The 13,118-nt window shown below is 64.9% G+C and carries 12 protein-coding genes, 2 tRNA genes and 1 pseudogene; 7 read left to right on the top strand and 8 right to left on the bottom strand.

What is annotated here, in order from left to right:
• The first annotated feature begins 4 nt into the window (after window positions 1-4).
• From ITJ57_RS15115 to ITJ57_RS15100, 4 genes are all read left to right on the top strand, one after another.
• On the top strand, window positions 5-1,138 hold the full coding sequence (locus ITJ57_RS15115) for a DNA polymerase III subunit delta' (RefSeq protein ID WP_194670886.1): 1,134 nt from the start codon (window positions 5-7) through the stop codon (window positions 1,136-1,138).
• 9 nt (window positions 1,139-1,147) lie between these two features.
• The gene (locus ITJ57_RS15110) at window positions 1,148-2,770 is read left to right on the top strand and encodes an alpha/beta hydrolase (RefSeq protein ID WP_370582442.1); all 1,623 of its coding nucleotides are present in this window, start codon (window positions 1,148-1,150) and stop codon (window positions 2,768-2,770) included.
• 13 nt (window positions 2,771-2,783) lie between these two features.
• On the top strand, window positions 2,784-3,425 hold the full coding sequence (locus ITJ57_RS15105; RefSeq protein ID WP_056776292.1) for a TetR/AcrR family transcriptional regulator: 642 nt from the start codon (window positions 2,784-2,786) through the stop codon (window positions 3,423-3,425).
• A 35-nt stretch (window positions 3,426-3,460) separates the two neighbouring features.
• Window positions 3,461-3,536 (top strand) — tRNA-Thr (locus ITJ57_RS15100).
• 174 nt (window positions 3,537-3,710) lie between these two features.
• Here ITJ57_RS15100 and xerC read toward each other — a convergent pair.
• From xerC to ITJ57_RS15085, 3 genes are all read right to left on the bottom strand, one after another.
• Window positions 3,711-4,865 carry a tyrosine-type recombinase/integrase gene (xerC, locus tag ITJ57_RS15095; protein WP_194670885.1) on the bottom strand — a complete coding sequence of 385 codons (1,155 nt, stop codon included), beginning with the start codon at window positions 4,863-4,865 and terminating at the stop codon, window positions 3,711-3,713.
• Window positions 4,862-5,050 (bottom strand): helix-turn-helix domain-containing protein, encoded by a 189-nt coding sequence (locus tag ITJ57_RS15090; RefSeq protein WP_228507278.1) that lies wholly within the window; start codon window positions 5,048-5,050, stop codon window positions 4,862-4,864. Before ITJ57_RS15090 ends, xerC begins: the two co-directional genes overlap by 4 nt.
• Window positions 5,051-5,517: 467 nt before the next feature.
• The gene (locus ITJ57_RS15085) at window positions 5,518-5,817 is read right to left on the bottom strand and encodes a hypothetical protein (RefSeq protein ID WP_194670884.1); all 300 of its coding nucleotides are present in this window, start codon (window positions 5,815-5,817) and stop codon (window positions 5,518-5,520) included.
• A 1,099-nt stretch (window positions 5,818-6,916) separates the two neighbouring features.
• Here ITJ57_RS15085 and ITJ57_RS15080 point away from each other — a divergent pair.
• Window positions 6,917-7,027: transfer RNA gene (locus tag ITJ57_RS15080), tRNA-Ala, on the top strand.
• A gap of 262 nt (window positions 7,028-7,289) precedes the next feature.
• On the opposite strand, the gene ITJ57_RS15075 is transcribed toward ITJ57_RS15080, so the two are convergent.
• From ITJ57_RS15075 to ITJ57_RS15055, 5 genes and pseudogenes are all read right to left on the bottom strand, one after another.
• Window positions 7,290-7,655 (bottom strand): hypothetical protein, encoded by a 366-nt coding sequence (locus tag ITJ57_RS15075; RefSeq protein WP_194670883.1) that lies wholly within the window; start codon window positions 7,653-7,655, stop codon window positions 7,290-7,292.
• A 69-nt stretch (window positions 7,656-7,724) separates the two neighbouring features.
• A complete protein-coding gene (locus ITJ57_RS15070; protein ID WP_194670882.1) occupies window positions 7,725-8,258 on the bottom strand; it encodes a tetratricopeptide repeat protein in 534 nt (177 codons plus the stop codon).
• Complete coding sequence (locus ITJ57_RS15065) at window positions 8,255-8,851, bottom strand: helix-turn-helix transcriptional regulator (RefSeq protein WP_194670881.1); 597 nt, start codon at window positions 8,849-8,851, stop codon at window positions 8,255-8,257. The genes ITJ57_RS15070 and ITJ57_RS15065 overlap by 4 nt, the downstream gene beginning before the upstream one ends.
• 104 nt (window positions 8,852-8,955) lie before the next feature.
• Window positions 8,956-9,063 (bottom strand): annotated as a pseudogene (locus ITJ57_RS15060) (recombinase family protein); the annotation flags it as partial.
• A gap of 373 nt (window positions 9,064-9,436) precedes the next feature.
• A complete protein-coding gene (locus tag ITJ57_RS15055; protein WP_194670880.1) occupies window positions 9,437-10,660 on the bottom strand; it encodes an ROK family transcriptional regulator in 1,224 nt (407 codons plus the stop codon).
• 74 nt (window positions 10,661-10,734) lie between these two features.
• Between ITJ57_RS15055 and ITJ57_RS15050 the strand changes: the two genes are divergently transcribed.
• Window positions 10,735-11,604: a LacI family DNA-binding transcriptional regulator gene (locus tag ITJ57_RS15050; RefSeq protein ID WP_194670879.1), complete on the top strand. Its 870-nt coding sequence runs from the start codon at window positions 10,735-10,737 to the stop codon at window positions 11,602-11,604.
• A 153-nt stretch (window positions 11,605-11,757) separates the two neighbouring features.
• On the top strand, window positions 11,758-13,056 hold the full coding sequence (locus ITJ57_RS15045; protein WP_194670878.1) for an ABC transporter substrate-binding protein: 1,299 nt from the start codon (window positions 11,758-11,760) through the stop codon (window positions 13,054-13,056).
• Window positions 13,057-13,118 lie beyond the last annotated feature (62 nt).

Genomic DNA, 13,118 nt, shown 5'->3' with positions numbered 1-13,118 from the left:
AGCCATGGCTTCCTGGACCGACTTGACGGGTCAACGCGACGCGATCGAGTTGTTGCAGGCCGCGTCGGACCCGGTCGAACCCAAGGGCCTGACCCACGCCTGGCTCATCACCGGTCCGCCGGGTTCCGGCCGGTCGACCCTGGCGTACGCGTTCGCTGCGGCACTCCTCAGCCGGGAGCCCGGGGGAGACGACGTCACCCGCAGGCAGGTTGAAGCTCGCACCCACCCCGACCTGTCCGCGCTGAGCACCGACCGCGTCATCATCACGATCGACGAGGTCCGCGACCTGGTTCGCAACGCCTACCGTGCACCGTCCGTGGCTCGTTTCCGCGTCATGGTCGTGGAAGACGCCGACCGCATGACCGAGCGCACCTCCAATCTGCTGCTGAAGTCGCTCGAGGAGCCGCCGAGCAGCACGATCTGGGTCCTGTGCGCGCCCAGCGAGGCGGACCTCCTGCCGACGATCCGGTCCCGCGTGCGCTCCGTCCGGCTCGGCGTGCCGACCATCGACGATGTCGCGGAGCTGCTGGAGCGACGCGACGGTGTAGCCCACGACATCGCCGAGCGAGCGGCCCGCGAGGCCCAGAGCCACGTCGGGATGGCCCATCGTCTGGCAACCGACACCGGAGCGCGGCAACGTCGTGAGTCCACGCTCCGTGCCGTCCTCGACATCCGTAGTGCCGGCCAGGCCGTGGTCACGGCCGGGCGCCTCCTGGAACTCGCCGGCGACGACGCGAAGGCGTACACGTCACTGCGGGACGAGGCCGAGCGCGAGAGCACGCTGCGGTCGCTCGGGGTCGAGCCCGGCCAATCGGTGCCTCCCGCTCTCCGCTCGCAGGTGCGGGCGATGGAGGAGGATCAGAAGCGGCGCGCGACACGAAGCCTCCGCGACGGGCTCGACCGCATCATGGTCGACCTGCTGTCGCTCTATCGCGACATCGTGCTCCTCCAGCTGGGGCACGACGCCACGATCATCAACCGGGAATTGCGTCCGGAACTCGAGGAAGCCGCTCGGCGGACGACACCTGCGGTTACGATCGATACCTTGGAGGCGATCTCCGTCGCCCGCACACGAATCGAAGGGAACGTCGCCCCGGCGCTGGCCTTGGAGGCCATGCTCGTGTCGGCGGTCCGGTAGGGAGCCTCTGTGACTTCGCCCAGGCAGCAGCCGTCGGCCTCGATGGGAACGGCCGGTGGATCCCGCCGCAGGGGTCCCGGTGCGCGGCGGACGGCACGGGTCGCGCTCGTCGCCGGTCTCGCGGTGGCGGCCCTCACGCTGAGTGGATGTGTCACCGCCTTCCTGCCCCCGAAGGCAGCCGAACCGACGCCGTCGTCCTCAGCGTCGACCAGCGACGTCGATGCGGCGCTGAAGCCCTTCTACGAGCAGCAGCTCGACTGGAAGACCAGCGGGTGCGTCGACGGCTTCGAGTGCGCCACGGCGAAGGCGCCCATCGACTGGGACAACCCGTCCGACGGTGAGCTGTCCCTCGCACTCGTGCGTCACCAGGCGACGAACGGCAAGCCGATCGGTTCGCTCTTCATGAACCCCGGCGGCCCCGGTGGTTCCGGCTACAGCCTCGTCGCCGACAGCCTCGACTTCGCCGTCGACAAGGACCTCCAGGAGAACTTCGACGTCGTCGGCTTCGACCCTCGTGGTGTCGGCAAGTCGACGCCCGTCACCTGCCTGAGTGATTCGGAGATGGACGCGTACCTGTACGACGTCACGCCGGGCGAGCGCGGTTCCGACGAGTGGATCGCCGCCAACGAGAAGGCTGCGAAGGACTTCGGTGACGCCTGTGCGGAGGAGACCGGGAAGATGCTCGAGTTCGTCGACACGCAGAGTGCCGCCAAGGACCTCGACATGCTGCGCGCTGCCGTCGGCGACAAGCAGCTCTACTACCTCGGTTACTCGTACGGCACCTTCCTCGGCGCGACCTACGCCGAGCTCTTCCCGAAGAACGTCGGTCGCCTCGTCCTCGACGGTGCGATCGATCCGTCGACCTCGAACTTCGAGGTGGTGAAGGAGCAGGCCAAGGGCTTCGAGAGCGCGTTGCGCGCCTACCTCGAGGACTGCATGTCGGGGACGGACTGCCCGTTCTCCGGTTCGGTCGACGACGCGATGACGGAGATCAAGACCCTCCTCGACGAGGTGGACGCCAAGCCGATCCCCGCCGACGACGGTCGCGAGCTCGGCGGCAACACGCTGCTCACCGCGATCATCTACCCGCTGTACCAGGCAGACGCCTGGCCGTACCTGAGTCGGATGTTCGACGAGGTCATGCAGGGCCGCACCGACATCGCGTTCCAGTTCGCCGACGGGTACAACGGCCGCGGCGACACCGGCAAGTACACCGACAACCAGACCGAGGCCTTCAACGCGATCAACTGCCTCGACTACAGCTACGACGACGACAAGACGAAGATGGCCGACGAAGCCAAGGAACTCGAGCAGGCTGCTCCGGTGATCGGCGAGTACATGGCCTACGGCGACACGTTCTGCGCGAACTGGCCGTACCAGACGCGGACCGAGCGTGGCGAGATCCACGCGAAGGGCGCCGCTCCGATCCTCGTCGTCGGAACGACGAACGACCCGGCCACCCCGTACGTGTGGGCGCAGAACCTCGCGGAGCAGCTCGACCAGGGCCAGCTCATCACCTACAAGGGCGAGGGGCACACCGGCTACAACAAGGGCAGCGACTGCGTGAACCAGGCGGTCGACCAGTACCTCATCGACGGCACCGTACCGTCGAAGGACCCGATGTGCAGTTGATGGCGGGACCTCGATGACCATGACGGTGCCGGCCGAACTCGGGCTTCGCGAGCGGAAGCGCCTCGCGACGCGTCGGGCGATCCAGCACGCGGTGTTGACGCTCGCGGGGGAGCACGGCCTCGAGAACGTGACGGTCGAGGAGGTGAGCCGACGGGCGGAGATCTCACCGCGGACCTTCTTCAACTACTTCGGGACGAAGGAGGAGGCGCTGATCGGCGACATCCCGTTGATCCCCGACGGCGACGCCCTCGAAGCCTTCCTGACCGCGGGCCCGGCGACCGACGTTCTCACCGATCTCGGTGAGTTGTTGGCCCGGACGGTGGGCGATGCCGACGAGGACGTGGAGATCCACCACCTCCGCAAGGACGTACTGCGTGATCACCCGCACCTCCTCGGGGCGCGGATCGCGAGCATGCGCGGTTTCGAAGAAGGCCTGTACAAGGTCGTCGAGCGGCGGGTGCTGAACGACGAGCCCGCGCTCGCGGGTGACTCGGAAGCCCTCTTCGACCGGTGTTGGATGATGACGATGGTGGGGTTCGCGGGGCTCCGCCACGCGTGGCGTTGCTGGGCCGATGCGCCGACCCCCGGGTCGCTCGCGGAGCGGATCCGTCGTTCTTTCGCCGAGCTGTACACGACCGTGCAAAAGCTGCGCTAACATGGATACTCGTGCGCCGGGCGACCAGCGCACGCGCCGCCCTAGCTCAGTCGGCAGAGCATCTCACTCGTAATGAGAAGGTCAAGGGTTCGATTCCCTTGGGCGGCTCCACCAGCATCACCCGGCCGTTGCCCTGGAAACCCCAGGTCAGCGGCTATTTTCTTGCCGCCGACAGTCCTTCTCTCCTGCCCGAATCTGCGGGACAAGTGAGGGATTCGGCGTCCCGTACAGCAACGCGTACAGCAACGGCAGTGGATCGGGGCGGACGACCGCGGACTGGAACGCTCACTTCAGCCCTGAATCGTTGACGTCGAGCGCGCTGTTCATGGCCTCTGATGCGCTCCGGAGCGTGGTCGGCGCAACGTGTGAATAGATGTCTGATGTGATGGCCATGTTGGAGTGGCCGAGCACTTCCATGACGACCCGCATCTGCACTCCCTGCGCGAGCAGCAGCGACGCACAGGTGTGACGCATGTCGTGGAAGCGGATCCGGCGGACGCCCGCAGCCGCGATGTCCTTATCGAAGGTGCGCCGCAGGTTGCTCGGTTCGATAGGCGTGCCGAGAGTCGTGGTGAAGACCAGACCGGTCTCGACCCACCCCTCACCCGCTGCCCTGAGGTCGGCTTGCTGAATGCTCGCGCGGGCACGGAGTGTCGTGGCCGTCTTCTCGGGTAGGGGGAGCGTGCGTTTCGATCGAGCTGTCTTGGTCGGACCGATGGTGATGCCCTGGCCGGCACCGGCACGGTGCGCTGTCTGCCTCACACGGAGTTGGGTGCGCTCTGCATTGATGTCCGCCCATCGGAGTCCGAGGATCTCCCCGCGCCTCAGTCCGAGGGTCAGCGCGACGACGTAGAGCTGCGCGAACTGCGAGTCCCGGCTCGACTCGAGGAACGTCGACGCTTCCTGGGCTGTCCATGGCTCGACCTCGATATGTTCGATCTTCGGAGCCCGGACCAGCGAGGCGACATTGCGAGCGATGTGCTGCTCGCGCGCCGCTTCGCTGAGGATGCTCCGAAGGACTGCGTGCGCGAGGCGCACCGTGTGAGCGGACACCCCGGTCCTTGCGACCGCGGTGTGGAGCTCGCGGACGTTCTGCGGGGTGAGTTGCTCGAGCTTCTTCCCGCCAACGGCGGGCAACACGTGCTTGTTCAGGATCCACTCGTAGTTCGCGAGCGTTGTCGGGCGGAGCGTGTTGGGGGCGATGTGTTCGAGCCAGTAGGCGGAGTAGGACCGCACAGTCCACCCGGACACTGCTGCGGGCACGCCGTCCTCGGTCTGGGTCTGCAGGTCGCGGAGTTTGGAGGCCACCTCGGCTTTCGTGTGGCCGTAGACGGTGCGGCGCTTCCTCGCACCGTCAGGGGCCAGCACGTGCGTCGCGCCGCTCCAGGTTCCGTTCTTTCGTTTGTAGATCGACCCCTCACCGTTTGCGCGCTGACTCACGCCTGGTCTTCAGCTGCGAGCTGCCCGGCAAAGCGGTGCAGGGCGGCGACGGGGATGCGTCTGGCACGTCCGATCTTGACGCTGGACAGGCGACCGAGCCTCATGAGGTCATAGACGGTGGAGCGTCCTACTCCGAGTGATTCTGCTGCTTCTTCGGCGGTGAGTAGTAGCTTGTCGATTGGCATGACGATCCGATCAGTCCTTGGGCGCCTGAGTGGTTGCCCTACGACTGCTCTTGCCGGTGTTCGCCGTTAGCGGCGGACCCGAGATGGCTGGTTGATCGGTGGTCTGACCATAACGCTCCCTTTGCTCGGGGAGGATCAGCTTCGGGAGCTGGACTTATTGGTCGTATTTTCGTCACAGCCGCTAGCAGGATGCTGTACAGAAATCGACGTGCGTGGGCCAGGACTGAGTTTCAGTTTGATCTGTATCCACGTGATGAAGATGAGTTCTTCAAGACTGGATCGCGCTCGGGTCTTTCTCTCCTCTGCAGATCAGGGCCAAGTTCGGCGGCGAGTTACCCGAGCCTAGTCTCTTGCGCGACTTCGATTTGTGGGTAATTCACCAGTGTCCTGCTTCAGGTCAGATATCGGCGATGCCCACATTTTCGCTCTAGAGTAGAACTCCTGTATCGCTAAACAGACGTGGCTGGTTAATTAACCTTTGGTGTTTCGATAGGTGATACGTCTCCAGAGAAGTCGATGTCAGCATCAATTTTCGAACACTGTAGCGCGATGTATCCTCGCTCATTAGCCAGGGAGCGCTCGTACTTTCCTCGCTCTGCCGGTGAACTTGCACTCCACGCAGAGGAAAAGGTGCTCAGGGAAATGCCGAGCATGCCCGTCACATCTTCGGGCGCCCCGGAGTCGGTCCGGAGTTCTTCCCAGCGCTCACGGATTTCCTGCCCGGCGGCAATCAAGGCTTCGGGCGTCGCGCTGCTGTCGTCTCGCACACTTGTGAACTCGTTCCAGGAGTGCTGGTAGTCCGTGCAGAAGGATGACTGGAGTTCTGAGCTGCAGGCCGTCAAGAGGAGCAGCGGGCTGACTACCAGGGCGAAGGCGCCCGCTCGCGTCGCGAGACAACCGTGGCGCGAGCGGGCTCCTATCACGGCCAGACCGTCACAATGTTCTGGTCGATGAACAAAGCACAGGCTTTGTGCTTCCGGACGTCCGTGGTGATCTGGAAGATGTTGTGACAGCTGTAATAGTCCGTCACCCACGTGACGCATTTCGCCCCGTACACATAGTCACATGGCCTACGGAGGGCGGATGTGCTGTCCTCTGCGGCCGCGCTGCCCTCGGCGGCGACGTAATCGACGGCGGCTGCACCTTGTGCTGAGACCTCGCTTGTGTTTGCCCTCTGGGAAGCCCCCGCTTCATGGGCCGCGCCCGCGGCTGGTACTGCTATAGCCGGGGACGCAAAGAGCATCGCAGCGATAGTCATCGCAGCACCGGCGGCGGTAGTGGCAAATACTCTAAGTTTCATTGTTCCCCCATCTTGTGCACTTCTTCGTGCGTCCGCTTTCGAATAAGGCGGTAGAAATGAGTCTAACGAATGCCATCCCAGGAGTACAACATTGGTGAATTAAGCCCGACAGTTCAACGTTACCCGCTCATCATGCCGGCGCCACCGCAGGCGTGCGCGAGTGTCTCGGCCATGACCAAAAGGTCCGTTCTGGCAAGTGTCAGACTCAGGTAGCTCCGGCCTACCGCCTATCGGCGTAGGCGCGCATTGAGCATTCACCTATTTGCTTGCTGACTCAGCTGGCGCCCACGCTAGAGAGATACGTGGCAGACGTTTGGCAAATGTGCCATACCCCGCGGAATCAAGCCGCACCCTGTTGGGAAGCGATCTGCCGCCACAGCGTGCATGCAGCGCTCGATCGAGCGCTGCGACTGGTGAGGACGAGCGCGCCGCCACCGAGTCAGCTTTCAGCTGCGGGTCTCCAGTGCGCGACCGCCGTCGCTTGGTCCTCAAGTAGTTCGTCCTGGCTGAACGGGCCATGCGAGGCCCATGACAGCAACGTGGGTTAGTCCTGGTGGACTGGTGCGGCCGCGTGCATGAAAAGTGCCTGATGAGTGGACTTCTACGTATTGTCGCGGACCCCCTCGCCCTCACTCGCAATGAGAAGGTCAAGGGTTCGATTCCCTTGGGCGGCTCCACCAGCATCACCCGGCAGTTGCCCTGGAAAACCCAGGTCAGCGGCTTTTTTCTGCCTCGACCCCATCCGCGATTACCCCTCCATTTTGGCGGTCAGGTGTGGTTCTCGGCCCGATTGACAGCAACGCTGACAGCAACGGCTGACAGCAACGCCCACGGATACCGGCGCACGGCGGCGGTCAGGTAAGGCTCGGACCTTGGTTGGAGAGCGCGGATTTCATCGCCTCGGAAACGCCCTTCAGCGTCGCTGGTGCGACGTGCGACTTAGCGGCGCACGAATATCTGGCGATTCACCACGCGGACGAGGGTTGCGTGGCGTTCACGTTGGATGATCTGAGCGATCTGGTTGAATGCTCGCTTGGCGCGGAGGGCGATCACCAAGGCCGTCACCATTACCGCTATCAACACCAAGACGATCAGGCCGACCATCGTCACGAAGCCAGGGAAGCTGTTGACGAGCGCCGGGCCGAAGATCGCGACCAAGAAACCCAAGGCGGGGACGAGGAGCCACGCGGTGAAGAGCATATACATCGCGATTCGTGCGCGACTGGCAGTGATGACTGCATCGGGCATCGAGGCGTTCAGGGCCTCGGTCGCCTCTCGGCTGAGCTCCGCATGGATTTCGTTCACGTGTCTACTTTGCACGATCGTGCACTCAGACCGCGAACGATCGTTCTCGAGCTGGTCTGGTCGAGTGCCTCAGCGGACAATCATGGGTGTCCCCGATTCGGCCCTGTCGATGAGGTGACGGCCATTGCCCTCGATGGCGACCGCGTATCGGACGACTTCGGCACTGTCCAGACGCTCGGCGATGAGTAGGAGCAGCTCTCCGAAGCCTTCGTCAAAGCGACCTGCTGCATGAAACGAAAGCGCCTCGAATATACGCATCGAGTCGGAATCCGGAAGCTCAGCCCGTCCCTGCGCGAATGTCGCCAGTGACTCGTGATGCCGTCCCAGATTTCGCAGTGTTGAACCGTACTGCAGGAGACACCTGCGTCTGATGTCACCGCTGAGACCCTTCGCCAGGGCCTGCTCGTAGTAGCCCGCTGCTGTTTCTTCCTGGCCATCCGTGTCGTAGGAGCCGCCCACTTCGTAGAGTACGGCGGGGTTCTCGGGATGCTGCTCTAGGAGGCGATGGAAATACTCGATGGTAGGGGCCATGTTGTTTCGATCTCGATTCTCGAATCCGACGGTGATGGCGATTTCGAGTTCTGGAGTCAGTGTGTCGGTCATGATGGGGTCCTCGTCGGGTTCGGGGGCGTGGTTGCCGCTGATTTCAGAAAGGCTTGGAGGCTGAGTTGGACGATCTCGGCGTCTGTCGGTGCCTCTGTTCGCAGTGGGGCTATGAAAGGGCGGATGAGCGCGTCGATGTCTTTCAGGAGCTGGCGTGTTTCGGAGGGGCTGGCGCGCAGTGCATAGCTGGAAATCGCCTCGGCTTCCTGCCACTCTCGGCCGAGCTGCTCACGATTTGCGAGGTAGTTGCGGGCGAGGCGTTGGTCGAGTTGCAAGACCGCCGCGCTGAGATCTGCAGCGGATTGCGCTTCCTCCGGTCCTGCGGACGAACCGCTCGAGCGCACCCCGGTCACGGACGCCTTCCACAATCGTTCTCGTGCGCTCGGCGATTCAGCATCCTCCACGAGTCCCACACGCAGCAATGCTCGAAGGTGGTAGCTGCAGTTCGAGGGGCTCTCGCCGATCGCCCGAGCAATCGTCGAAGATGTCGCCGGACCTGAGGACATGAGAAAGTTGAGGGCTTCGAGTCGGACAGGTAGCGCCAGCGCCTTCATGACCTGGGCGGGGGTGTGCGGTGACGGAGAGGTCGACATGCCATCATTCCTAATCTGAAAAATGATTTCAGTTCTAACGTATTACCAGATCGGCGTCATCGCGCTCATAGCCGGATCACGATTTCTCCGGAGCTGTCGAAATCGCGTGCCGCGGCGATGCCGGCGTGGATGCGTTCGACGATGAGCTCGCGCTCGTACTCGGCGAGGGTGGCGAGCAGGTGGAGCATGAGCTGGCCGGTCGACGTGGCAGGGGCGCGAACTTCGTCGTGCCGGATGTCTTCGCTCACCGTGAGGACGTACCCTTGTCATCAATGTTGATTGACGTTGAGGGCGAACGCTTCTCTGTCGAGGTGCGCCGAAAGCCAGACGGACGTCGCGTCTATGACTTGTCATGGATCAACGGACCAACCGAACCTGCTTACGGTTTCACCATTGGGTCGACGTCTTCATCCAGTGGATTCTCGACGGAAGAGCTGTAGGCGAGCGTCACCGCTTGTGTCCGCCACTTCTTCGCCCCAGGTGGGATAGGGCCGGTCGATTTCCCGGAATTCGTCGCATCCAGAAGTCGTCGATGACCTGGAAACTGTCCGCCGAGCCGATCACTCTGGCGACCGCTGCAGCGCCTCAGCGGGTGAGTGCCGGGCCGTGGCCCGGTGCGATCGAGCCCTGCAGGACGAGCGACGCGGCACCGATCGCAGCCGCATCGCGAGGGTTGGCGGAGAGCTCGACGACGATCGGGTGGGCACGCCTGGCGAAGAAGCGCTGCTCGAGGCGTTCGCGGATCGCCCGGGCGTAGAGCGACCCGGCGACCGCCATGCCGGGGCCAGCGAGGACGAGCCGATCGAGGTCGAGGAGGTTTGCGAGGGTCACCGAGGCGGCGGCGACACGGTCGGCCGAGAAGCGGATGAGGTCGAGGGCCGCCTCGTGACCGCTGACGGCGGCGCGGGCGAGCTGGTCGAAATCGCGACTGAGTGTGTCCGGTGCGAAGCCGAGGCCCAAGTCCCCGAGTCGGTCGCGCACCGCATCGGCCGCCGCCATCACGGCTGCCGGCGCCGCGTAGCGCTCCAGGCACCCGCGGTTGCCGCAGTGGCAGGGGACACCGTCGACCTCGATGCTGATGTGACCCAGCTCGCCGGCGTTCGAGCTTGAACCACGATAGAGCGCACCGCCCAGCACCATGCCTGCGCCGATCCCCGTGCCCATGTAGACGCACGCGAAGGACTCCGTGCGCGACACCTGGCGGCTCCAGAATTCACCGACAGCGGCGGCGGCGGCGTCGTTGTCGACGACCACTGGAACGTCGAGGCTCTCCTGCAACGCCTGCTGCAGGGGGAAGTCGTCCCAGCGGACGAGCGTGGGCGGGCCGAGAAGGACACCGCCGAGTTGGGCGATCGGACCGGGGGCGACGACGGCGACGCCCGCGATCGACGGCGCCGCGAGCCCGACGCCGGCGACGAAGTCGCGGTAGAGCGTGACCAGCCGGTCGGTCACCTGCTCCGGCGTGGCCGAGCCCGCCCCGTCGACGAGCTGTCGGCCGACGACGCCACCACGGACGTCGGTTGCGACGAGCGTGATCGACTCGAACCCGAGCTGGATCCCGACGCCGTACTTGGCGCTCGCGTTGATCTCGAGGAGGGTCCGCGGCTTGCCGCCTCTCGGCGCAGCCCGACCGGTCTCACGGACGAGCCCGTCCTCGATGAGGCGGCGGACGATGTTCGAGATCGACGGCTGGGTCAGGCCCGTCGCCTCGGTGAGTTCGGTACGGCTGATCGTGCCGGCCGAGCGGATCAGGTCGACGATGAGCGCCTGGCTGCCGGGACCCGACTGCACGGACTCACGTCTGGCCATCTTCCCCTCCCGGCGATGTTCGAGCGCGTAGTGTGAGGGCCACACGACCACTTCTCACGAAAGGCCGCGTCCCGATGGGTCTCGACGCCGAACAGACTATCGCGCAGCCCAGGCCGATCGGCCTCACGCTGTTCCGTGCCTCGGAGATCTACGGGGAGGAGCCGTTCTACCACGAGCTCATCGCCGGCATCGATCGCGTGGTCCGCCCGCACGGCCTGTCGGTGCTCCTCCGAGTCCTGCCGACTCGGGAGGAGGAACTGCTGCAGCTGGGGCGCTGGCACCAGGACGGAGCAGTGAGCGCCGTCATCCTCGTGGACCTCATTGACGACGACGAGCGGGTGGCCTTCGTCGAGCGGTCCGGAATCCCGGCGATCGTGATCGGTGCACCGGCGACGGCGCAGGGCCTCCCGGCGGTCTGGACCAACGACGCGGTCACGATGCACGAGGCCGTCGATCACCTCGTCTCGCTCGGGCACCGGCAGCTCGCGCACGTCACCGGCCCGAGGGAGCTCACTCACACGCTGTCCAGGATGGAGGCGTTCACGCTCGCGTCCGACCTGCCCGACGTGGACACCGTCTCGATCGGCGGCGACTACTCCCGGACCTCGGGCGTCCAGGCCATGCAGGCGTTGCTCGCACGCGACCCCAGGCCGACCGCGGTCGTGTTCGACAGCGACGTGATGGCGCTCGGCGGGCTGCAGGCGCTGCAGGAGGCCGGGTTGCGGGTACCCGACAATCTTTCGATCGTGGCCTGGGACGACTCGGCGCAGTGCCAGCTGTCCGACCCGCCGATGTCCGCGCTGAGCCATGACGTGCAGCGCATCGGCGAGATGGCGGGCGAGGAGCTGCTCGAGCTGCTGGCGGGCCGCCCCGGCACCACCCGGGAGGCGCCGCACGCCGTGGTCATCGAGCGCTCGACCTCAGGCTCCGTCCCCGGCGCCTGAAGCGTCGGCGCGCCCCACAGCGAGATTTGCTGTGACCGATTCGTTATATAAATTAATAATGTTTAGTCTTGACGAGAACATGGCGGCAGACGATGCTGGACAACGAGCGACGAGGCGACCCGGCCCTTCGCCCCCACGAACGAAGGAGTTCCCATGTCCCGGAGACCGATCATCGGCTTCGCCGCAACGGCTGCGGCCGCGGCACTCGTCCTCAGCGGCTGCTCCGGCGGAGCCGCCAACGACGACGGCGACCCGAGCGGCGAGATCACCGTCCTCACGAACCGCACCGATCTCGTCGACACCACTTTCAAGGACTATGCGGCCGAGTTTGAGAAGCAGTACCCCGGCACCACCGTCAATTTCGAAGCCCTGACCGACTACGAGGGCGACGCCAAGATCCGCCTCAACTCGAAGGACTACGGGGATGTGCTCCTCATCCCGTCCTCGAACGTCACCAAGGACCAGTACGCGAACTTCTTCGAGCCGCTCGGCAGCACCGAGGAGCAGTCCAAGACCTACCGCTTCGCGAACGAGGCCTCCTTCGACGGGACGGCCTACGGCGTCTCGACCTTCGGTTCCGCCATGGGCTATGTCTTCAACCGCGACGTCTGGACGAAGGCCGGGATCACCGAGCCACCGGCCACCGAGGAGGAGTACCTCGCCGCACTCGAGAAGATCAAGGCGAACGGTTCGATCCCGTACTACACGAACTACAAGGACGGCTGGCCGCTCGCGACGCTCGAGGGCAACCTCGGTGCGGTGCAGGGCCCGAAGGTCCGTACCGAGATGATCGCCACCGACAGCCCGTGGACCGAGGGCAACGACCAGTACAACATCGACGGTCTCCTCTTCGACACCGTTGCCGCCGGCCTGAGCGAGCCGGACCCCACCACCACCAACTGGGAGGAGTCGAAGAACCTTCTCGCCTCGGGTGAGATCAGCTCGATGGTGCTCGGCTCCTGGGCCGTCTCGCAGATGCAGGACGCGGCGGAGAAGGCCGGCGAGTCTCGCGACGTGATCGGCTTCTGGCCGATGCCGTGGAAGACCGACGAGGGCTTCACCTCCGTCACCGCCTCCGACAAGTTCCTGGCGGTGAGCAAGTACTCGAAGAACAAGGCGACCGCGAAGGCCTGGATCGACTGGTTCACGAACGAGTCCGGATTCGCCGCGAGCCAGGGAGCCATCAGCCCCGTCATCAGCGACCCGGCACCGGACACGCTGGCCGACTTCTCCGACCTCGGCGTCACCTACCTGGAGCTCGCTCCGGACCCCGTGGGCAAGGAGGCCGTGATCAACGACATCGCGAACGCCGCTGAGATCGACCTCTTCGGCAACACCTACCGCCAGAAGCTCATCGACGTCGCCCGTGGCGCAGCCGACGGCGACAAGGAGAGCGCATTCGCCGACCTCAACGAGCGCTGGGCAGCGGCCCGCGCCGACGTCGCCGAGTAGCACCCCTCCGATCGGCACCCGGGCCCGTCCCGACGGCGGGCCCGGGTGCTCACCACCACATT

The organism is Plantibacter sp. VKM Ac-2880 (assembly GCF_015351235.1).
In the GTDB taxonomy this organism is placed as follows: domain Bacteria; phylum Actinomycetota; class Actinomycetes; order Actinomycetales; family Microbacteriaceae; genus Plantibacter.
The sequence above is the reverse complement of the archived record's forward strand: the minus strand, read 5'-3'. Positions and strand labels throughout refer to the sequence as shown.

Coding starts and splice junctions, on each gene's coding strand:
- ITJ57_RS15105 (WP_056776292.1), top strand. CDS start 2,784: ATGACCATGACGGTGCCGGCCGAACTCGGGCTTCGCGAGCGGAAGCGC.
- ITJ57_RS15070 (WP_194670882.1), bottom strand. CDS start 8,258: ATGACCGACACACTGACTCCAGAACTCGAAATCGCCATCACCGTCGGA.
- ITJ57_RS15090 (WP_228507278.1), bottom strand. CDS start 5,050: ATGCCAATCGACAAGCTACTACTCACCGCCGAAGAAGCAGCAGAATCA.
- ITJ57_RS15065 (WP_194670881.1), bottom strand. CDS start 8,851: ATGTCGACCTCTCCGTCACCGCACACCCCCGCCCAGGTCATGAAGGCG.
- ITJ57_RS15045 (WP_194670878.1), top strand. CDS start 11,758: ATGTCCCGGAGACCGATCATCGGCTTCGCCGCAACGGCTGCGGCCGCG.
- ITJ57_RS15115 (WP_194670886.1), top strand. CDS start 5: ATGGCTTCCTGGACCGACTTGACGGGTCAACGCGACGCGATCGAGTTG.
- ITJ57_RS15050 (WP_194670879.1), top strand. CDS start 10,735: ATGGGTCTCGACGCCGAACAGACTATCGCGCAGCCCAGGCCGATCGGC.
- ITJ57_RS15055 (WP_194670880.1), bottom strand. CDS start 10,660: ATGGCCAGACGTGAGTCCGTGCAGTCGGGTCCCGGCAGCCAGGCGCTC.